The 19,486-nt window shown below is 53.8% G+C and carries 19 protein-coding genes; 15 read left to right on the top strand and 4 right to left on the bottom strand.

What is annotated here, in order from left to right; translation table 11 throughout:
- Positions 1 to 219 precede the first annotated feature (219 nt).
- Positions 220 to 303 (top strand): stress response protein AzuC, encoded by an 84-nt coding sequence (gene azuC / locus UR289_RS07300; RefSeq protein ID WP_014884364.1) that lies wholly within the window; start codon positions 220 to 222, stop codon positions 301 to 303.
- A gap of 107 nt (positions 304 to 410) precedes the next feature.
- Entirely contained in the window at positions 411 to 662 is a 252-nt protein-coding gene (locus UR289_RS07295) for a DUF2766 family protein (RefSeq protein ID WP_008500405.1), read from the top strand.
- 42 nt (positions 663 to 704) lie between these two features.
- Here UR289_RS07295 and UR289_RS07290 read toward each other — a convergent pair whose 3' ends face one another.
- Positions 705 to 2,048 (bottom strand): anaerobic C4-dicarboxylate transporter, encoded by a 1,344-nt coding sequence (locus UR289_RS07290; protein WP_211438225.1) that lies wholly within the window; start codon positions 2,046 to 2,048, stop codon positions 705 to 707.
- A 590-nt stretch (positions 2,049 to 2,638) separates the two neighbouring features.
- Positions 2,639 to 3,142, bottom strand: coding sequence for a non-heme ferritin-like protein (locus UR289_RS07285; protein WP_023312270.1), 504 nt, complete (start codon positions 3,140 to 3,142; stop codon positions 2,639 to 2,641).
- A 787-nt stretch (positions 3,143 to 3,929) separates the two neighbouring features.
- On the opposite strand from UR289_RS07285, the gene araF reads away from it, so the two are divergent.
- The 5 genes from araF (at position 3,930) to otsA (ending at position 9,885) form a co-directional block, all read left to right on the top strand.
- Entirely contained in the window at positions 3,930 to 4,919 is a 990-nt protein-coding gene (araF, locus tag UR289_RS07280) for an arabinose ABC transporter substrate-binding protein AraF (RefSeq protein WP_003859687.1), read from the top strand.
- A gap of 71 nt (positions 4,920 to 4,990) precedes the next feature.
- Positions 4,991 to 6,505 (top strand): L-arabinose ABC transporter ATP-binding protein AraG, encoded by a 1,515-nt coding sequence (araG, locus tag UR289_RS07275; protein WP_320709581.1) that lies wholly within the window; start codon positions 4,991 to 4,993, stop codon positions 6,503 to 6,505.
- A 14-nt stretch (positions 6,506 to 6,519) separates the two neighbouring features.
- A complete protein-coding gene (araH, locus tag UR289_RS07270) occupies positions 6,520 to 7,506 on the top strand; it encodes an L-arabinose ABC transporter permease AraH (protein ID WP_029742191.1) in 987 nt (328 codons plus the stop codon).
- A 176-nt stretch (positions 7,507 to 7,682) separates the two neighbouring features.
- Complete coding sequence (gene otsB / locus UR289_RS07265; RefSeq protein WP_033145880.1) at positions 7,683 to 8,486, top strand: trehalose-phosphatase; 804 nt, start codon at positions 7,683 to 7,685, stop codon at positions 8,484 to 8,486.
- Complete coding sequence (gene otsA / locus UR289_RS07260) at positions 8,461 to 9,885, top strand: alpha,alpha-trehalose-phosphate synthase (protein ID WP_033145879.1); 1,425 nt, start codon at positions 8,461 to 8,463, stop codon at positions 9,883 to 9,885. The genes otsB and otsA overlap by 26 nt, the downstream gene beginning before the upstream one ends.
- A gap of 15 nt (positions 9,886 to 9,900) precedes the next feature.
- On the opposite strand, the gene uspC is transcribed toward otsA, so the two are convergent.
- Positions 9,901 to 10,329, bottom strand: coding sequence for a universal stress protein UspC (gene uspC / locus UR289_RS07255; protein WP_033145878.1), 429 nt, complete (start codon positions 10,327 to 10,329; stop codon positions 9,901 to 9,903).
- 794 nt (positions 10,330 to 11,123) lie between these two features.
- Here uspC and flhD point away from each other — a divergent pair.
- From flhD to cheW, 6 genes are all read left to right on the top strand, one after another.
- Positions 11,124 to 11,474, top strand: coding sequence for a flagellar transcriptional regulator FlhD (gene flhD, locus UR289_RS07250; RefSeq protein ID WP_008500415.1), 351 nt, complete (start codon positions 11,124 to 11,126; stop codon positions 11,472 to 11,474).
- A gap of 2 nt (positions 11,475 to 11,476) precedes the next feature.
- The gene (gene flhC / locus UR289_RS07245; RefSeq protein ID WP_013096051.1) at positions 11,477 to 12,055 is read left to right on the top strand and encodes a flagellar transcriptional regulator FlhC; all 579 of its coding nucleotides are present in this window, start codon (positions 11,477 to 11,479) and stop codon (positions 12,053 to 12,055) included.
- 123 nt (positions 12,056 to 12,178) lie between these two features.
- Positions 12,179 to 13,066: a flagellar motor stator protein MotA gene (motA, locus tag UR289_RS07240; protein ID WP_008500417.1), complete on the top strand. Its 888-nt coding sequence runs from the start codon at positions 12,179 to 12,181 to the stop codon at positions 13,064 to 13,066.
- Positions 13,063 to 13,992, top strand: a complete 930-nt coding sequence (gene motB, locus UR289_RS07235) for a flagellar motor protein MotB (protein ID WP_032658606.1) — start codon at positions 13,063 to 13,065, stop codon at positions 13,990 to 13,992. The genes motA and motB overlap by 4 nt, the downstream gene beginning before the upstream one ends.
- Positions 13,993 to 13,996: 4 nt before the next feature.
- On the top strand, positions 13,997 to 16,033 hold the full coding sequence (cheA, locus tag UR289_RS07230; protein ID WP_094935637.1) for a chemotaxis protein CheA: 2,037 nt from the start codon (positions 13,997 to 13,999) through the stop codon (positions 16,031 to 16,033).
- A gap of 19 nt (positions 16,034 to 16,052) precedes the next feature.
- Positions 16,053 to 16,556 carry a chemotaxis protein CheW gene (gene cheW, locus UR289_RS07225; protein ID WP_023312262.1) on the top strand — a complete coding sequence of 168 codons (504 nt, stop codon included), beginning with the start codon at positions 16,053 to 16,055 and terminating at the stop codon, positions 16,554 to 16,556.
- Positions 16,557 to 16,660: 104 nt separating this feature from the next.
- On the opposite strand, the gene UR289_RS07220 is transcribed toward cheW, so the two are convergent.
- The gene (locus tag UR289_RS07220; protein WP_045326773.1) at positions 16,661 to 17,920 is read right to left on the bottom strand and encodes a dicarboxylate/amino acid:cation symporter; all 1,260 of its coding nucleotides are present in this window, start codon (positions 17,918 to 17,920) and stop codon (positions 16,661 to 16,663) included.
- 429 nt (positions 17,921 to 18,349) lie between these two features.
- On the opposite strand from UR289_RS07220, the gene UR289_RS07215 reads away from it, so the two are divergent.
- Both UR289_RS07215 and UR289_RS07210 read left to right on the top strand, forming a co-directional pair.
- A complete protein-coding gene (locus UR289_RS07215) occupies positions 18,350 to 18,922 on the top strand; it encodes a spore coat U domain-containing protein (RefSeq protein ID WP_320709576.1) in 573 nt (190 codons plus the stop codon).
- Positions 18,923 to 18,934: 12 nt separating this feature from the next.
- Complete coding sequence (locus tag UR289_RS07210; protein WP_047061108.1) at positions 18,935 to 19,483, top strand: spore coat U domain-containing protein; 549 nt, start codon at positions 18,935 to 18,937, stop codon at positions 19,481 to 19,483.
- Positions 19,484 to 19,486 lie beyond the last annotated feature (3 nt).

Here is a 19,486-nt window from a genome sequence, read left to right as displayed (position 1 = left end):
GATGGAAATATCTTATCGTACCCGCAGATGCCCGCTGCAATGCCTGGAATAGCCGGACAATCTGCCCTCACTCTTCGCAACGGGTCAGAGGGGAGTGCTATCAGGACAACCTCTTATAAAAATGTGATGAGAATCACAAAATGATTGATTTTTGTGATAATGGTCATATTATAAGCACGTTGACAATAAAGTTGTATAACAAGTTAATGGAGCATCATCGTGAAACTGCGCAAAATCCTGAAAAGCATGTGGGCCAATTACTGCCGCACGTTCAAAGACGTGCCGCCAGGCGCCATGTTCTGATAAAAAAACCTGCTTCGGCGGGTTTTTTTGTACCTGCAGGTGATGAAGGGAAGATGTCAGGGGGCGTGTTTTGCTACTATGGCGGCCTTTAAATAAGGAGAAAGCCCATGTCACAAAACCTGAGCGCCGATCAGGAACTGGTCTCTGACGTTGTCGCCTGTCAGCTGGTTATCAAACAAATCCTTGATGTTCTGGACGTGATTGCGCCGGTTGAAGTGCGCGAGAAGATGTCTACGCAGCTGAAAAACATCGATTTCGCCAGCCATCCTGCTGCCGCTGACCCGGTTACGCTTCGTGCGATCCAGAAAGCTATCGCGCTGATTGAGCTGCGATTCACGCCGCAGGGTGAATCCCACTAAAACAGGGGTAGGGGCGACGGCACGTGTCGCCCTTTGAAGCGGTTAAAAGAACGTCTGGACCAGCAGGTAGCTCGCCGCGCACGCGCAGCTTACCCCAATCAGCCCTGGCAGAATAAAGCTGTGGTTGATGATAAATTTGCCGATGCGGGTGGTGCCTGAGCGGTCAAAGCCGATGCAGGCCAAATCACTTGGATAGGTCGGCAGGACAAAATAGCCGTAGGACGCCGGGAAAAAGGCGATCAGCATTTTCGGGTCGATGCCGAGCATGAGGCCCATAGGCGCAACGGCCGTCAGCGCAGCCGCCTGGCTGTTCACCAGTTTTGACACCAGAAACAGCACAATGGCATACGTCCACGGGTGGCTCTTCACCACGCCTTCCAGCGCCAGCTTTAACTCGTCGAGATGCGCCTGAAAAAAGGTATCGCTCATCCACGCCACGCCGAATACCGAGAAGATCGCGACCATACCGGCCTTAAACACCGCGCCGTTGGAAATGACCGACGCATTGACCTTACAGGCCATCAGCATCACGGCGCCCGCAATTAACATCATCATCTGAATGACAAGGTTCATCGACAGCGCCGTCATTTTGCCTTTCACCTCAAAGGCGGGGCGCAGTTCCGGGAATGCCCCCAGCAAAACGACCACTGCAATACCGGCAAAGAAAATCCACGTGGACCAGTAGGCCTGTTTAGGGAAACGCTGATTCATTAACGTCTCCGTACCGCCGTAGATAAACTCGCGCTGCTTAGGATCTTTTAGCTTTTCCTGAAACTCTATGTCGTCAGCCAAATCTTTCCCACGGCGTAAACTCCACAGGGCCGCAATGGCTACGCCGAAGAGCGAAGCGGGAACCGACACGGCGAGAATTTCCAGGATCCCCCACGCGTGGCCGATCCCATGCTGGGCTGCCAGGATAGACACCAGCGACACAACGGCAACGGATACGGGGGATGCCGTGATCGCCATCTGTGACGCGACCGACGCCACGGCCATGGGGCGCTCGGGGCGGATCCCTTTTTTCAGGGCGATATCCGCAATGATGGGGAACATGGTGTAGACCACATGCCCGGTGCCGCACAGAAAGGTCAGCATCCAGGTGGTGAAAGGGGCGAGCAGGGTGATGTGCTGCGGGTGTTTGCGCAGCAGGCGTTCAGCAAACTGCATCATGACGTTGAGGCCGCCCGCAGTCTGCAGCGTAGCCGCACAGCCAATCACCGCAAGGATGGTCAGCATAACGTCAACCGGCGGTTTACCCGGTTGCAGACCAAAGACAAAACATAAAATAAAAAGACCAATACCGCTGATTAACCCAAGCCCCATACCGCCGAAACGCGTACCCGTCAGCAGGCAGAGGAGAATGACAACAAACTCAATGGTGATCATGATGCTCCCTCGTCAATGATTATGTAACTAAATAAATCATCACACGTTGTGTGGTTAATCATTGGGAGCCAGATCTGATTTGTTAAATTTCAGCAAAAGCAGAAGGTTGGAGATGGGAAAAGGAATCCTGCCTGAGGTGGGAGGAGGGATCCCCACAAAACAATGCCTGCACGGACGACTCCCTCTCCCTTGAGGGAGAGGGCTGGGATGAGGGGGAACATACGGCTGTGGTGGCCATTCCGTTCACTTCATGTTCCTTGCTACTTTGTAACGACATGACCGGTGAACGTGCCAGGGCGGGGCAATCGCCGCCGCCCCGGCGCCCCCGGCGCCCGGCGGTAAATCGCCGCTTCGCGGTACCCTCAGCTTATTCCTTCAGGCTATCGGGTCGGGCATGAGCCTGCATCCCTGCAGGCCACGCCCTCTAGGCGCATCCCTGCGCCTCGCCCCGGCCTTACGGAAACGCTTCGGCGATTTACAGCCGGACCAGGACATCGCTGTAAGTTATTCACTTGCCTGATACAAAATTCATCGCTTCAGGTTAATAAATTCCTGGGAAACCCTCAGCCCGGTTGGAGCAAATCAAAAACTCAGTGGTGCTGCACCGCCACAATGTCGAGCAGATGACGGTCGGTTTGCTCAGGACATAAACCCGCCTGCTGCGCATTATGGATCTCATCCGCCAGCGTCTTCAGCAGCATTCCATCCTGCTGCTGCTCTTTGTCCATATCGCGTAAGAATTTGAGCGTCGTAATATCCTGCTGCGCTTTGGCTTCATCGGCAAGTTTGCTGAGCGTGCTGCAGCGTTGCTCGTACTCTTCAAGCGTTTTCTGAAACAGTTCTTCCAGGCAGGAGTAGTTTTCGTTGATCCCATCAAGGGCTTTAACGACAGGATTTGCCCCTGCGGCTTTCAGGAAGTTAAAGACACGCATCATGTGGGTGACGTTACTTTGCGCCTGAGAGCGAAAGAATGTGGCAGACCCCGTAAGGCTATTCTCGGCACACCACGCGCTTAAGTGAAGGTGCAGGTTTGAGGCGTAGAACTCAAGGTTCATCTGCGCGTTAAGTTTTTGCATCATCGTTTGGGTAGCCATACTCATATCCTTATTGACTGTGGGACGTGATGTCCGTTGCGTAACCTGAGCGCCAGGCAAATACGAAGAGAAGAGCAGAAATAGACATTCTGCCGTGACCGAAGTCGACCGAAATTCACTTCCTGTGTTCGATATAAATAAGCATACCCTTGTATTGGGTCTAAGAAAACTCTTAATCAGACTATATTTACCATACATTACAAAGTTTAATATAGTACAGAAATACAATTAGCTCGCCATGAATTGAATGTGACTTAATGGACTAATAATTAACGATTTTTATCGTGATGACACACTGTTACTCTTTCGAAAATATTAAGTTGGAATATTACTCCGGGAAAAGGAAAAATACGGATTAATCATTTCGAATATATGATGTGTCAATAAAATTGCGCTAAATCAAATTCTGCGGAATAACGTTTTTTCAGGTGCGTTGTACATTCGTGATGAAAAACATGTTGAACCCCTTAACGCCAGGTGCCGTTTTGCCCACTGAAAGGCATCAGGGATATCTTGGCTAATCTTATGGATAATTCTGCTTAACCCCCTTCCATTTGTCTGACAAATCCTGCCTTTTTTATGTCATTTTTCGCTGAATTTATGTACGCAATTACTGTAATTCTGCGGTGTGATGGGGCTCTCTTATGGATGATTAATTTCCCGCTAAAACTATCACCAGCAATAACCCTTATGACGAGGTAAGCGCTAATGCCTTGTTTTAAGTCCGATTAAATAAGAAGCACGCACTTATTCCCTACAGAAAAGAATGCTAAAGCTGGAGTTTACCATGCACAAATTTACTAAAGCGCTGGCGGCCATCGGTCTGGCTGCCGTTATGTCACAATCCGCTATCGCTGAGAATTTAAAACTCGGTTTTTTGGTAAAACAGCCCGAAGAGCCCTGGTTCCAGACTGAGTGGAAATTCGCAGATAAAGCCGGGAAAGATTTAGGTTTTGAAGTCATTAAAATCGCCGTGCCTGACGGCGAAAAAACCCTGAACGCCATCGACAGCCTGGCGGCCAGCGGTGCAAAAGGTTTCGTTATCTGTACTCCGGATCCAAAGCTGGGGTCGGCAATCGCGGCGAAAGCGCGCGGTTACGATATGAAGGTCATCGCGGTTGACGATCAGTTCGTTAACGCCAAAGGCAAGCCGATGGACACCGTCCCGCTGGTCATGATGGCGGCGACCAAAATTGGCGAACGCCAGGGCCAGGAACTCTATAAAGAGATGCAAAAGCGCGGCTGGGATGTCAAAGAGACCGCGGTAATGGCTATCACCGCTGACGAGCTGGACACCGCCCGTCGTCGTACTACCGGTTCAATGGATGCGCTGAAAGCGGCCGGCTTCCCGGAAAAACAGATCTATAAAGTCCCAACCAAATCCAACGATATTCCGGGCGCTTTCGACGCCGCGAACTCTATGCTGGTCCAGCATCCGGAGGTCAAACACTGGCTGGTGGTCGGCATGAACGACAACACCGTGCTGGGCGGGGTACGCGCGACGGAAGGCCAGGGCTTCAAAGCGCCTGACGTGATCGGGATTGGCATCAACGGTGTTGACGCCGTCAGCGAGTTGTCCAAAGCGCAGGCTACCGGCTTCTACGGTTCTCTGCTGCCGAGCCCGGACGTTCACGGCTACAAATCCAGTGAGATGCTCTACAACTGGGTAACCAAAGGGGCCGAACCGCCGAAATTTACCGAAGTGACCGACGTGGTGCTGATTACCCGCGACAACTTCAAAGAGGAGCTGGCGAAAAAAGGGCTGGGCGGTAAGTAATACGCTGTGATTGTGCCCCTCATGCATCGTGAGGGGCCGGACGTACACACTACAGGAATCACGGAGACGTTATGCGACAGTCTGATCCGTATCTCTCTTTTCGCGGCATCGGGAAAACTTTCCCTGGTGTTAACGCGCTGACCGATATCAGCTTCGACTGCTATGCCGGCCAGGTTCACGCCCTGATGGGGGAAAACGGCGCGGGGAAATCCACGCTGTTGAAGATCCTCAGCGGCAACTACGCGCCTACGACCGGCACGCTGGCCATTCGCGGCGAAGAGGTGGCGTTTGCCGATACCACGGCGGCGCTCAATGCCGGGGTGGCGATCATCTATCAGGAGCTGCACCTCATTCCTGAGATGACCGTGGCGGAAAATATCTATTTAGGACAGCTCCCGCACAAAGGCGGCGTGGTAAATCGTTCGCTACTTAATTATGAAGCGGGGCTGCAGCTTAAACACCTGGGTCTGGATGTCGATCCCCAGACGCCGCTGAAATATCTCTCCATCGGCCAGTGGCAGATGGTTGAAATTGCCAAGGCGCTGGCGCGTAACGCCAGAATTATCGCCTTCGATGAGCCCACCAGTTCGCTCTCTGCGCGTGAAATTGAAAATCTGTTCCGCGTGATCCGCGAATTGCGTCAGGAAGGCCGTACGATTTTGTATGTCTCGCACCGCATGGAAGAGATATTTGCCCTGAGCGACGCCATCACCGTCTTTAAAGACGGGCGCTATGTGCGCACCTTTACCGACATGCAGCAGGTTAACCATGACCAGCTTGTTCAGGCGATGGTTGGACGCGAGCTGGGTGATATTTATCACTGGCAGCCGCGTCAGTACGGCTCTGAACGCCTGCGCCTGGACAGCGTCAAAGCGCCGGGCGTGCGCACGCCGATTTCGTTATCCGTTCGCAGCGGCGAAATTGTCGGCCTGTTTGGTCTGGTGGGGGCGGGGCGCAGTGAATTAATGAAAGGCCTGTTCGGCGGTACCCGTATTACCGATGGGCAAGTTTCTATTGATGGTGAACGGGTCGATATCCAGAAACCGGCCCACGCGATCAGGGCGGGCATGATGCTCTGCCCGGAAGACCGTAAAGCCGAGGGGATTATTCCGGTACATTCGGTACGCGACAACATCAATATTTCCGCTCGCCGCAAGTTTATTCGCGCAGGCTGCCTGATAAACGATGGCTGGGAGTCGAGCAACGCCGACCACCATATTCGCTCGCTGAATATCAAAACGCCGGGTCCGGAACAGCTGATCATGAATCTGTCAGGCGGAAACCAGCAGAAGGCGATTTTAGGCCGCTGGCTGTCGGAAGATATGAAGGTCATTTTGCTCGACGAGCCGACGCGCGGTATCGATGTGGGGGCAAAACACGAGATTTATAACGTGATCTATGAGCTGGCAAAACGCGGCGTGGCGGTGCTCTTCGCCTCCAGCGATCTGCCGGAGGTGCTTGGCGTGGCCGACCGCATTGTGGTGATGCGTGAAGGCGAAATTGCCGGTGAATTACTTCATGAACAGGCGAATGAACAACAGGCGTTGAACCTCGCCATGCCTAAAGTCAGCCAGGCTGTCGCCTGAGTAAGGAGTTAATGATGTCCTCTGTTACTACATCCGGAGCGCCGAAGTCGAAGTCGGCGCTGAGTTTTGGACGTATCTGGGATCAGTACGGCATGCTGGTGGTCTTTGCCGCACTGTTCCTCGCCTGCGCGATCTTTGTTCCTAACTTTGCCACCTTCATTAATATGAAGGGGCTGGGGCTGGCCATTTCCATGTCCGGGATGGTGGCCTGCGGGATGCTGTTCTGCCTGGCCTCCGGCGATTTTGACCTGTCGGTGGCGTCGGTGATTGCCTGTGCGGGCGTCACGACGGCAGTGGTGATCAACATGACGGAGAGCCTGTGGATTGGCGTTCTCGCCGGTCTGCTACTCGGCGTCATCAGCGGTCTGGTGAACGGTTTTGTTATCGCACGCCTGAAGATTAACGCCCTGATCACCACGCTTGCGACGATGCAAATTGTCCGCGGGCTGGCCTATATCATCTCCGACGGTAAAGCGGTGGGGATTGAAGACGAGCGCTTCTTTACCCTGGGTTACGCCAACTGGCTGGGGCTGCCTGCGCCAATCTGGCTGACCGTGGCCTGCCTGATCCTGTTCGGCTTCCTGCTCAACCGGACCACCTTTGGCCGCAATACTCTGGCGATTGGCGGTAACGAAGAGGCCGCCCGTCTGGCCGGGGTACCGGTGGTGCGAACCAAGATTATTATCTTCGTGCTCTCAGGGCTGGTTTCTGCCGCCGCGGGGATTATCCTGGCTTCGCGTATGACCAGCGGCCAGCCGATGACCTCTATTGGCTACGAGCTGATCGTCATTTCGGCCTGCGTTTTAGGGGGCGTTTCCCTCAAGGGCGGCATCGGAAAAATCTCATATGTGGTGGCCGGTATCCTGATTTTAGGCACGGTGGAGAACGCCATGAACCTGCTGAATATTTCGCCGTTCTCGCAGTACGTGGTTCGTGGTCTGATCCTGCTGGCAGCGGTGATTTTCGACCGTTACAAGCAAAAAGCGAAGCGTACCCTGTAACCCTTTTTCCTGTCTTTTATTGCTCAACTTATAACCATAGTTGACCCCTTAACCGCCCCGCCAGTAAAACTGGCGGGGCGGTTGTCAAATGGCGAGCGACGTCACACTGTCTATACTTACATGGCTATGAAAGAGGTAAAGGCGTTTACCTCTCGTAAACCGTAAGGAGGAAAAGGGTGGCTGACATGTTAACCGCACCGCCTGTACTGCCCGGACACTATGCTTTCTTTTTCGATCTCGACGGCACGCTCGCCGGGATAAAACCGCACCCTGACCAGGTGTCTATTCCGGATGCGGTGTTACAGGATTTGCATCAGCTCTCGCTCATGAACGAGGGAGCACTGGCATTGATATCAGGGCGCTCAATGGCCGAGCTGGATACGCTCGCCAGTCCTTACCACTTTCCGCTGGCCGGTGTACACGGAGCGGAGCGCCGCGACATCCATGATCACACGCATATCGTTTCACTCCCTGACGCACTCACGCAAACGCTCCAGAAGCAGCTTTCTGCTGCGCTGGAAGCGCTGCCTGGCACCGAGCTGGAAGCCAAAGGCATGGCCTTTGCCCTGCATTATCGTCAGGCGCCGCAGCATGAGGAGGCCGTACTGGCGCTGGCTCAAACGGTTGCGGATGCCCATCCACAGCTGGCGTTGCAGCCCGGCAAATGCGTCGTGGAGTTAAAACCGAAAGGGATTAATAAAGGCGCGGCCATCGCCGCGTTTATGGCGTCGCCGCCTTTCAAAGGGCGAACGCCCGTTTTCATTGGGGATGACCTGACCGACGAGGCCGGGTTTCGCGTGGTGAATCAGGCCGGAGGGATCGCCGTCAAGGTGGGGCCTGGTGACACGGTTGCCGAATGGCGACTGGCGGATGTCGCCAGCGTCTGGCAGTGGATATCTGACATCGCTAACCAGCAACAACAACAAATAGCGCAAAGCAAAGGGGGAAACCATTATGGGTCGCTTAGTCGTCGTCTCTAACCGAATCGCACCGCCGGATGATAAAAAAGCCAGCGCGGGTGGCCTGGCGGTAGGGGTGTTAGGTGCCTTAAAAGCCGCTGGCGGGCTGTGGTTTGGCTGGAGTGGAGAAATCAGTGAAGAGGAGAAACCGCTCAACAAGGTGACGCGCGGAAACATTACGTGGGCTTCATTTGCATTGAAAGAGAAAGACTATGACGAGTATTACTCGCAGTTCTCAAATGCCGTCCTGTGGCCTGCGTTCCACTATCGTCTTGACCTGGTCAAATTCCAGCGTGAATCCTTCGAAGGCTACTCGCGCGTAAATGCGCTGCTGGCGGATAAACTGCTGCCATTAATAGAGGAAGACGATATTTTATGGATCCACGATTATCACCTGTTGCCCTTCGCGAGAGAGCTGCGAAAGAGGGGGGTGAATAACCGGATTGGCTTCTTCCTGCACATTCCTTTCCCAACGCCGGAAATTTTTACCGCGCTGCCGCCGCATGAAGAGCTGCTGGAGGCGCTGTGTGATTACGATTTGCTGGGCTTCCAGACCGAAAATGACCGCCTCGCGTTCCTTGACTCCGTGTCTGGCAAAGCGCGTCTGGTGACCAAAGGCGGGAAAACCCATACGGCGTGGGGGAAAACCTTCCACACCGAGGTCTATCCAATAGGGATTGAACCTGACGAAATCGCGGAGCAGGCTTCCGGCCCGCTGCCGCCGAAGCTGGCGCAGCTTAAGAATGAACTCAAGCACGTGAAAAATATCTTCTCGGTTGAGCGTCTTGATTATTCCAAAGGGCTGCCGGAACGCTTCCTGGCGTATGAAACGCTGCTGGATAAATACCCGCAGCATCACGGGAAAATTCGCTATACCCAGATTGCGCCGACGTCGCGCGGTGAGGTTCAGGCCTATCAGGATATTCGTCATCAGCTGGAGACAGAAGCAGGGCGCATTAATGGCCGCTACGGCCAGCTGGGCTGGACGCCGCTGTTTTACCTGAATCAACACTTTGACCGTAAGATCCTGATGAAGGTCTTCCGCTATGCTGACGTTGGGCTGGTCACGCCGCTGCGCGACGGGATGAATCTGGTAGCGAAAGAGTATGTGGCGGCCCAGGATCCTGCCGACCCGGGTGTTCTGGTGCTTTCCCAGTTTGCCGGAGCCGCAAATGAGCTCACGTCGGCGCTCATCGTTAACCCTTATGACAGGGATGACGTGGCGAACGCGCTGAATCGCGCCCTGACAATGCCGCTCACGGAACGTATTTCCCGCCATGCTGACATGATGGAGACGATCCGGAAGAACGATATTAACCACTGGCAGGCGCGTTTTATTCAGGATCTCCGGAATATCGCTCCGCAAAGTCATGAAGGCGATCTGCAAAAAAAGATCGCGACCTTCCCTAAACTCGCCTGATTTACTGCTGGGGGGCTAATGCCCCCCAAGCGGCACTAACAGCACATCGACCTGGCTCGACGCGACAATAGATTTCGCCGCGCAGGCTGCCCGCGATAAAAAGCTGTGGTTATGGTTCCCGCAAATCACTAAATCTATATTTTGTCTGCGACACATATCGAGAATATGGGCGTTAAGTTCCCCGGTCGCAATAACAGTTTCATAAACAGGATATTGTGCCTTTTCCACTAATTCGCGCAGAAATTGCTGCGTTTCTTCCTGCAGAACCTCGCGAATATCCTCCAGCATGGGGGCGGCCAGCTGATTATACATCTCCGGCTCTGCGGCGAGGGTGATGAGGCTGATGCGGGCATTGTGGGGTCTGGCAATGGAAACCGCCCGGGCGACGAGCTGATGGCTTTCGGGGGAAACTGCAACGGAAACAAGAAGATGGGAGTAACTCATGGCGCACTCCTTAGATGTCTGAAAGACAGCGTTTAACCACCTTTACCGCGAAATCTCCGGTTCTGCAAGAGCAGATTACGACATTAGTGTGAAGCTTATCATAATTATTCATTAATTATTCTTATAAGAAGAATAACTGAAAAATGCGCCTAAATGAAAAAAATTAACAACTTAACGTAAATCACACAAATCCACGCCTGGACTGTTAAATCGTTTTGATGCGTTACAAACTCATTTCGAATGATCACGTCCTGAAACATCTTTTTTGTGCTACCTGCATAACTATATGTTTTTTCACGGTAAGAAAAATGTTTCCAGGAGAGGGGCCTGATGTAAATGTTTCCGAGCGGCGCTTACGGCATGAAAAGCACGTTGCATGCCAGTTTGGATCACCCTTCTGCATGAGTATTCGTCAATTAAGAATACAAAACAGTACCGATTGGCTAAATTTTGACCAAATTACAAGTCATACTGATGGATTTATGGGTCATATTCACTTAAATTGTGTGACGTGGATCACATTTTTTTTAAATTTGAGGGTGGCTGGATTGTATGTGTCAAAACTGACGAGTAGAGTTTGCGTCGAATTAGGAAAAATCTTAGTTATTTGTAAGAAATGATAAATCATGTAAGAGACGCATTCGCGGTTTCTCTCTTACGGTTTCAGTGAATACAAACCTAAATTCAACTATGCATTTAGCCTTTTCTTTTTTATACCGGGTGATTTCCCGGCGACATCACGGGGTGCGGTCTTTCCGCATAAAAATAATAGTTGGTTATTCGGGATGGGAACAATGCATACATCCGAGTTGCTAAAACATATCTATGACATCAATTTGTCGTATTTACTGCTCGCGCAGCGTTTGATTAGTCAGGACAAGGCGTCCGCGATGTTTCGTCTGGGTATTAACGAAGAAATGGCAACCATGCTGGGCGGCTTAACCCTCCCGCAGATGGTTAAACTGGCTGAAACGAATCAACTGGTTTGCCAGTTCCGTTTCGATGATTCACAGACAATAACGCGTCTGACGCAGGAATCCCGTGTGGACGATCTTCAACAGATCCATACCGGTATTCTTCTTTCCACTCGCTTGCTTAACGAAATCAGCCAGCCTGATGACGTAGCCCGTAAGAAAAGGGCCTAGCAATGAGCGAGAAAAGCATTGTTCAGGAAGCGCGTGACATACAGTTGGCCATGGAGCTGATTACACTGGGTGCTCGTTTACAAATGCTGGAAAGCGAGACTCAGCTGAGCCGTGGTCGTCTCATCAAACTGTACAAAGAGTTACGTGGTAGTCCCCCGCCGAAAGGCATGCTGCCGTTTTCTACCGACTGGTTTATGACGTGGGAGCAGAATATTCATGCTTCCATGTTCTGTAATGCCTGGCAGTATCTTCTCAAAACCGGTTTGTGTAGCGGCGTTGACGCCGTGATCAAAGCGTACAAACTTTACCTTGAACAATGCCCACAGCAGGAAGAAGGCCCTCTGCTGGCGCTGACCCGCGCATGGACGCTGGTGCGTTTTGTTGAGAGCGGAATGCTTGAACTGTCGCGCTGCAACTGCTGCGACGGCAATTTTATTACCCATGCTCATCAACCTGCAGGCAGCTTCGCCTGTAGTTTATGTCAGCCTCCATCCCGCGCAGTAAAAAGACGTAAACTTTCCCGGGATGCTGCCGATATTATTCCACAACTGCTGGATGAACAGATCGAACAAGCTGTTTAACCCGAACGTGTGGGAAAGATTCCAGCAGCGGTAAGCAATTACCGCTGCTTTTTTTTACCCCGCAAACGGTAAACGCTGCGAGCTGGACGTCCTTGCCATAGTCACTAGCGGAAGGATGATGTCGTGCTTATCTTATTAGGTTACCTGGTAGTTCTCGGTACAGTTTTCGGCGGTTACATGATGACCGGCGGGCACCTTGGAGCACTCTATCAACCGGCTGAACTTATTATCATCGGCGGTGCAGGGGTAGGGGCTTTTATCGTTGGTAACAACGGTAAATCGATCAAGGGCACGCTGAAAGCGATTCCGTTGCTGTTCCGTCGCTCGAAATACACCAAAAGCATGTATATGGATCTGCTGGCACTGCTCTATCGCCTGATGGCGAAGTCGCGTCAGCAGGGCATGTTCTCGCTTGAACGGGATATTGAAAACCCGAAAGAGAGCGAAATTTTTGCCAGCTATCCGCGAATTCTTGCTGATGCCATGATGCTGGATTTCATCGTCGACTATCTGCGACTCATCATCAGCGGCAACATGAACACCTTCGAAATCGAAGCGCTGATGGACGAAGAGATCGAAACCCACGAAAGCGAATCTGAAGTGCCGGCCAACAGCCTGGCGCTGGTCGGCGACTCGCTTCCGGCATTCGGTATCGTTGCCGCGGTAATGGGCGTGGTTCACGCCCTGGCCTCGGCAGACCGTCCGGCAGCCGAGCTGGGCGCGCTGATTGCCCACGCGATGGTGGGGACTTTCCTCGGTATTTTGCTGGCGTACGGCTTCATCTCTCCGCTGGCGAGCGTTCTGCGCCAGAAGAGCGCGGAAACCACCAAAATGATGCAGTGCGTGAAGATCACGCTGCTCTCTAACCTCAACGGTTACGCGCCACCGATCGCGGTTGAGTTTGGCCGTAAAACGCTTTACTCCAGCGAGCGTCCGTCGTTTATCGAGCTTGAAGAACACGTGCGTGCGGTGAAAAATCCAAACCAACAGACGACAACTGAGGACGCATGAAAAACCAGTCCCATCCGATCGTCATCGTAAAAAAACGCAAGCACAAGGGCGGCGGGCATGGCGCACACGGCTCGTGGAAAATTGCGTACGCCGACTTTATGACCGCAATGATGGCGTTCTTTCTGGTGATGTGGCTGATCTCCATCTCCAGCCCAAAAGAACTGATCCAGATTGCCGAATATTTCCGAACGCCGCTGGCAACGGCGGTGGCCGGTGGGCCGCGTATCTCTAACAGCGAAAGCCCGATCCCGGGCGGCGGCGATGATTACACCCAGCAGAAGGGTGAGGTGAAAAAAGAGCCGAACATCGACGAGCTGAAAAGAAAGATGGAGCAGGCGCGTCTGAAGAAACTGCGGGGCGATCTCGATCAGCTGATTGAAGCGGATCCAAAGCTGCGCGCGCTGCGCCCGCATCTGAAGATCGACCTGGTGCAGGAAGGGCTGCGTATTCAGATTATCGACAGCCAGAACCGCCCAATGTTTAAAACCGGAAGTGCGGAAGTCGAACCGTACATGCGCGATATTCTGCGTGCCATTGCACCGGTGCTGAACGGCATTCCTAACCGAATCAGCCTGTCAGGACACACGGATGATTTCCCGTACGCCAGTGGGGAGAAGGGATACAGCAACTGGGAGCTTTCTGCCGATCGTGCCAACGCCTCGCGTCGCGAGCTGGTGGTAGGTGGGCTTGATGATGGCAAGGTACTGCGCGTAGTCGGCATGGCCGCAACCATGCGCGTTTCCGACCGCGGGCCGGATGATGCCATCAACCGTCGTATCAGTCTTTTAGTGCTGAACCAGCAGGCGGAGCAGGCCATCCTGCATGAAAACGCCGAAAGTCAGAATGAGTCACTGGACGATTTAAAACAGCCTGGGGCCGTTCCTTCGGCTGCCGTTCCAACATCGCCACCAGCCAATCCGAGGTGATAGCGTGAGCATGGATATTAGCGATTTTTACCAGACATTCTTTGATGAAGCCGACGAATTGTTGGCCGATATGGAGCAACACTTGCTCGATTTGGTGCCCGAAGCACCGGACTCCGAGCAGCTCAATGCCATCTTCCGTGCGGCGCACTCTATTAAAGGCGGAGCCGGAACGTTTGGATTTACCATCCTGCAGGAAACGACCCATTTAATGGAAAACCTGCTTGATGAAGCACGACGCGGTGAGATGCAGCTCAATACCGACATTATCAACCTGTTTTTGGAAACCAAAGATATTATGCAGGAACAGCTCGACGCCTATAAAAGTTCGGCAGAGCCTGATGCCGCCAGCTTTGAATACATCTGCAATGCGCTGCGCCAGCTCGCCCTGGAAGCAAAAGGTGAGGTCGCTGCAGCCGTTGTCCCTGCGGCGAAACTGAGCGTTGTCGATGCGGTTGCTGCCGACGAGGCCGCGCCAGCCGCTGCACAAGCGGGCAAACTGCGCGTTGTGCTGTCACGTCTCAAAGAGAATGAAGTTAACCTGCTGGAAGAAGAGCTGGGTAACCTGGCGAAGTTAAGCAACGTGGTAAAAGGCAAAGACAGCCTTGCCGCGACGCTTGATGACGGTATTGGCCAGGACGATATCGTGGCGGTACTGTGCTTTGTGATTGAAGCTGACCAGATCGCCTTCGAAACCGAAACGCCCGCGGTTGACGCCCCTGCCGCTGCGGAAGAGGTGGCCGTTGTCGCTCAGGCCGCCGCACCGGCTGTGGCTCCTGCGGCTCCGGCGCTGAAGGCAGTGCCAAAAGAGGCCGCGGCACCTGGCCGCGGTGAGAAACCTGCCGCGCGCTCCAGCGAGTCAACCAGCATCCGCGTTGCGGTTGAGAAGGTCGACCAGCTGATTAACCTGGTGGGCGAACTGGTGATCACCCAGTCGATGCTGGCCCAGCGTTCTAACGAACTGGACCCAGTCACGCACGGCGATCTGATCACCAGCATGGGTCAGCTGCAGCGTAACGCCCGCGACCTGCAGGAATCGGTCATGTCCATCCGTATGATGCCGATGGAATATGTCTTCAGCCGCTTCCCGCGTCTGGTTCGCGACCTTGCCAGCAAGCTGAATAAACAGATTGAACTGACCCTGATGGGCAGCTCAACCGAACTGGATAAGAGCCTGATCGAGCGCATTATCGACCCGTTAACGCACCTGGTGCGTAACAGCCTCGACCACGGTATTGAACTGCCTGAAAACCGCATTGCCGCCGGAAAATCGCCGGTCGGCAACCTGATCCTCTCTGCGGAACACCAGGGCGGGAATATCTGCATCGAAGTGACCGATGACGGCGCGGGTCTTAACCGCGAGCGCATCCTGGCAAAAGCGATTTCGCAGGGGATGGCGGTCAATGAAAACATGACCGACGAAGAGGTGGGCATGCTCATCTTCGCGCCGGGCTTCTCTACCGCGGAGCAGGTGACCGACGTGTCCGGACGCGGCGTAGGCATGGACGTGGTGAAACGTAACATCCAGGAGATGGGCGGCCACGTTGAGATCCAGTCTAAACAGGGTTCTGGCACCACCATTCGCATCCTGCTGCCGCTGACGCTGGCGATCCTCGACGGCATGTCTGTCAAAGTGGCGGACGAAGTCTTTATCCTGCCGCTGAACGCCGTGATGGAATCCCTGCAGCCGCGTGAAGAAGATCTGCATCCGCTGGCGGGCGGCGAGCGCGTGCTCGAAGTGCGCGGTGAGTACCTGCCGCTGGTGGAGCTGTGGAAAGTGTTCGAAGTGGACGGGGCGAAGACAGAGGCCACGCAGGGCATCGTTGTGATCCTGCAAAGCGCGGGCCGCCGCTACGCGCTGCTGGTCGATCAGCTGATTGGTCAGCACCAGGTGGTAGTGAAGAACCTCGAAAGCAACTACCGCAAAGTGCCGGGTATTTCTGCCGCCACCATTCTGGGTGATGGTAGCGTGGCGCTGATCGTCGATGTGTCGGCGCTTCAGGGATTAAATCGTGAACAACGTGTGGCGTACACAGCCGCCTGATTAAGTAGAAGGTAATAACATGACCGGTATGAGTAATGTAACGAAACTGGCGGGCGAGCCATCAGGGCAGGAATTCCTGGTATTCACTTTAGGCGATGAGGAGTACGGCATCGATATCCTGAAAGTGCAGGAAATCCGTGGTTACGACCAGGTTACCCGCATCGCTAACACGCCTGCTTTTATTAAAGGTGTCACCAACCTGCGTGGCGTCATTGTGCCAATCGTGGACCTGCGCGTGAAGTTCAGCCAGGGCGACGTTGACTACGACGACAACACCGTGGTGATCGTTCTGAATCTGGGGCAGCGCGTGGTAGGTATCGTGGTGGACGGCGTATCTGATGTGCTTTCCCTGACCTCTGACCAAATTCGTCCTGCGCCGGAGTTTGCGGTCACGCTGTCGACCGAATACCTGACCGGCCTGGGCGCGCTCGGCGAGCGTATGCTGATTCTGGTGAACATCGAGAAGCTGCTGAACAGCGATGAGATGGCGCTGCTGGATATCGCCGCGAGTCACGTAGCGTAGGTAAATGCAAAACGGCAACCCAGGTTGCCGTTTTTTGTGTTTGCTCCCTCTCCCTGTGGGAGAGGGCAGGGGTGAGGGCATCAGGCCTCACCCTTTTTTTCACCTTACGCTTCCTGCTTTACCAGCTCAGCTTCCGCTTCCCGCGCGCCTTCATTCTGCGACAGCATCGCGGTCGCGATCCCATTCCCCAGCACGTTAATTGCGGAACGGCCCATGTCCAGGAAGTGGTCGATCCCCATCAGCAGCAGAATCCCCGCCACCGGAATATTAAAGCTCGGAATGGTTGCTGCCAGCACCACCAGTGAAGAACGCGGTACGCCGGCTATCCCTTTCGACGCCAGCATCAGGGTCAGCATCAGCACCGTCACTTCAGAGAAGCTCAGGTGAATGTTGTACGCCTGAGCGATAAACATCGAGGCGAAAGAGCAGTACACCATCGAACCCACCAGGTTGAAGGAGTAGCCAATCGGCAGAACGAAAGAGGCGATGTTGCGCGAGCAGCCGAAGCGCTCCAGCTGTTCCAGCGTTTTCGGGTAGGCGGCTTCAGAGCTGCTGGTGGTAAAGGCCACCAGGACCGGATCTTTCAGCATGCTGACCAGGCGAAACACCTCTTTTTTCAGCACCATGTAGCCCACGGCCAGCAGCACCATGCAGGTAAGAAGAATGGCAACATAGTAGCCGCCAATAAAGGAGGCGTAGTTCAGCAGAATGCCCAGACCCTGCGTGGCAATGACGGATGAAATCGCCGCGAAAATGGCCAGCGGAGCAACGTACATCACGTAACCCGTTACCTTCAGCATGATATGGGAAACCACATCCAGCGCGGCCACCAGCGGCGCGTTGAATTTCTGCCCCAGCGACGCGCCGCCGATGCCGAAGAACATTGAGAACACCACAATCTGCAGGATCTCATTGTTCGACATCGCCCCCGCGATACTGGTTGGAATGGTGTGCGACAGGAACGCTTTCAGCGTCATGCCGCCCACGGCCAGGCCGGTATCCACCGCTTCTGTCGGAACCGTCAGGTTCAGACCGCTTCCCGGATGCTCCAGCGTGACGATAAACAGGCCAACCAGAATAGAGAGCACGGATGAACTGATAAACCACACCATCGCTTTGCCGCCAACGCGGCCAATGGTGGAGGTTTCGCCCAGCTTCATAATGCCGACGGTGAGCGTGCTGAAGACCAAGGGTGCAATGACCATTTTGATCAGACGGAGGAAAATATCGGTCAGAAGGGTAATATTATCCGACCAGGCTTTGATGGCATCCGCAGATGCATACTCATGAATTGCTGCCCCTGAAAGAATACCCGCCAGCATGAATATCACGATGAAGAGTGTGAGTTTGTTTGCACTTGCCACGAAAAAAGACCCTCTATGCGCTTCAGATGTAGCCCGCGTCGATACATATAAATTTTTTATTACGATGCGGGAAATTATTCGGCACATAAATTGACGCAAAGTGTAGGGGGATACAACTCCTTTTTAATTTTTATTAATTTTGTTGTTAATGCGCTGACGATATATTGTGATCGTCGTCACACTTTAATGGATATATTCTCCCCGGATAGAATGAAATTGCTGCCTGAATTAATTTAACTTTCTGTTATTTATAAGAAAATTGAGTCAATAAGACATATGCCTTATGCGTTAACGGGCTGGTGGTCGAAGCGATATCCATAAACTAAATTCTCAATAACCCCCTCAGAGGAACGTTAAGCGGGGCTAACATCTTGAACGACAAAAATAAAATGTGGCAAGGGAACGGAGACGTCTTCTGGAGGGTGGTAAATGAAAAGAAAACTTCTTTTGATCTGCGCAGGCACCTTACTGGCTGCGATAACGGCCCATCAGGCGCTGGCCGTCACCAGCAGCGGCACCATCGGTGCAACGCTGACGCTGACAAATGGGTGTCTGATAAACGGCTCGCCCGCGCAGAGTGGTATTAACTTCGGTACGCTCGATTTCGGTACCCATCCGGCAACCTTTTCCACGCTTACGACGCAGCTGAGCGGCGCCAGCGGCGGAAACACCTTCACCATTCAATGTACGACCGCCAGCTATACGGTCGCGATCACCGGTAATACCCACTCCACCGCGCCCGGCTCCGTTGTCGGTTCGCCGGGCACGCCTGAACGCTATCTGGTGAATACGGCCAATGCGGCACAGGGCGTGGCTTACAGCCTGTACAGCGACAGCGGGTTTAACACCGTGATTGCCAATAACGCCGCGCTGCCGATCGCGTCTACGGCCGGAGGGGTGGACAGTTACACCCTCTACGGACGGATTACCGGCGGCGGTAACAGCGTGACGGTCGTTCCGGGAACCTACACCGACACGATTAACGTCAGCGTCACCTACTAGTCCCGAACCGCCATGAAGGCATCTCTCACAGGTCTGCGCAAACGCGCAGAGGGACGCGTGCAGCCTTTTTTCGCGCTGATCGTCGGATTGCTCACGATGCCCACGGCAGATGCGGTGACATCCCAGTCGTTTAAGGTCAGCGCGACGATTGTACCGGGATGCGCGGTGGCCACCGGTAGCGGAGGGCTTCTCGGTACGCTGGATTTTGGCAGCCATAACGGCGTCGAGAGCGCGCCGGTGAGCACTAGCTTTGTGCCAAACGGGGCGTTGTCTATTGCCTGTACGCCAGGCGTGGCGCTGAGCATGAGCATTAATGGCGGTCAAAATTATTCATCCGTTCGCCGCATGAAGCGCGCGAACGGCGCCGACGTGGTGCCATACCGGCTCTACAGCAGCAGCTCGCTGGCCGCAAACAGCGAAATTGGCGTCAACCAGGCGATAGCGGTGACCTATACCAACAGCAATAACATCGCGCTGCCGCTTTTTGGCGTGGCGCTATTGACCGGGTTTAGCCCGGCGGGAACCTATTCCGATCAGCTCACCGTGACCTTGTCATGGTAATAA

This window comes from Enterobacter sp. 302C9, from assembly GCF_034106085.1.
Taxonomy (GTDB): Bacteria; Pseudomonadota; Gammaproteobacteria; order Enterobacterales; family Enterobacteriaceae; genus Enterobacter; species Enterobacter asburiae_B.
Note: the sequence above shows the minus strand (reverse complement) of the source record. Positions and strands in the feature narration are given on the sequence as shown.

What these genes read in the sequence shown, in the direction of transcription:
- otsA (WP_033145879.1), top strand. Translation starts at nt 8,461, where the DNA reads ATGGGTCGCTTAGTCGTCGTCTCTAACCGAATCGCACCGCCGGATGAT.
- araF (WP_003859687.1), top strand. Translation starts at nt 3,930, where the DNA reads ATGCACAAATTTACTAAAGCGCTGGCGGCCATCGGTCTGGCTGCCGTT.
- flhD (WP_008500415.1), top strand. Translation starts at nt 11,124, where the DNA reads ATGCATACATCCGAGTTGCTAAAACATATCTATGACATCAATTTGTCG.
- UR289_RS07295 (WP_008500405.1), top strand. Translation starts at nt 411, where the DNA reads ATGTCACAAAACCTGAGCGCCGATCAGGAACTGGTCTCTGACGTTGTC.
- araG (WP_320709581.1), top strand. Translation starts at nt 4,991, where the DNA reads ATGCGACAGTCTGATCCGTATCTCTCTTTTCGCGGCATCGGGAAAACT.
- UR289_RS07210 (WP_047061108.1), top strand. Translation starts at nt 18,935, where the DNA reads ATGAAGGCATCTCTCACAGGTCTGCGCAAACGCGCAGAGGGACGCGTG.
- uspC (WP_033145878.1), bottom strand. Translation starts at nt 10,329, where the DNA reads ATGAGTTACTCCCATCTTCTTGTTTCCGTTGCAGTTTCCCCCGAAAGC.
- flhC (WP_013096051.1), top strand. Translation starts at nt 11,477, where the DNA reads ATGAGCGAGAAAAGCATTGTTCAGGAAGCGCGTGACATACAGTTGGCC.
- cheW (WP_023312262.1), top strand. Translation starts at nt 16,053, where the DNA reads ATGACCGGTATGAGTAATGTAACGAAACTGGCGGGCGAGCCATCAGGG.
- UR289_RS07215 (WP_320709576.1), top strand. Translation starts at nt 18,350, where the DNA reads ATGAAAAGAAAACTTCTTTTGATCTGCGCAGGCACCTTACTGGCTGCG.
- UR289_RS07285 (WP_023312270.1), bottom strand. Translation starts at nt 3,142, where the DNA reads ATGGCTACCCAAACGATGATGCAAAAACTTAACGCGCAGATGAACCTT.
- araH (WP_029742191.1), top strand. Translation starts at nt 6,520, where the DNA reads ATGTCCTCTGTTACTACATCCGGAGCGCCGAAGTCGAAGTCGGCGCTG.
- UR289_RS07290 (WP_211438225.1), bottom strand. Translation starts at nt 2,048, where the DNA reads ATGATCACCATTGAGTTTGTTGTCATTCTCCTCTGCCTGCTGACGGGT.
- motB (WP_032658606.1), top strand. Translation starts at nt 13,063, where the DNA reads ATGAAAAACCAGTCCCATCCGATCGTCATCGTAAAAAAACGCAAGCAC.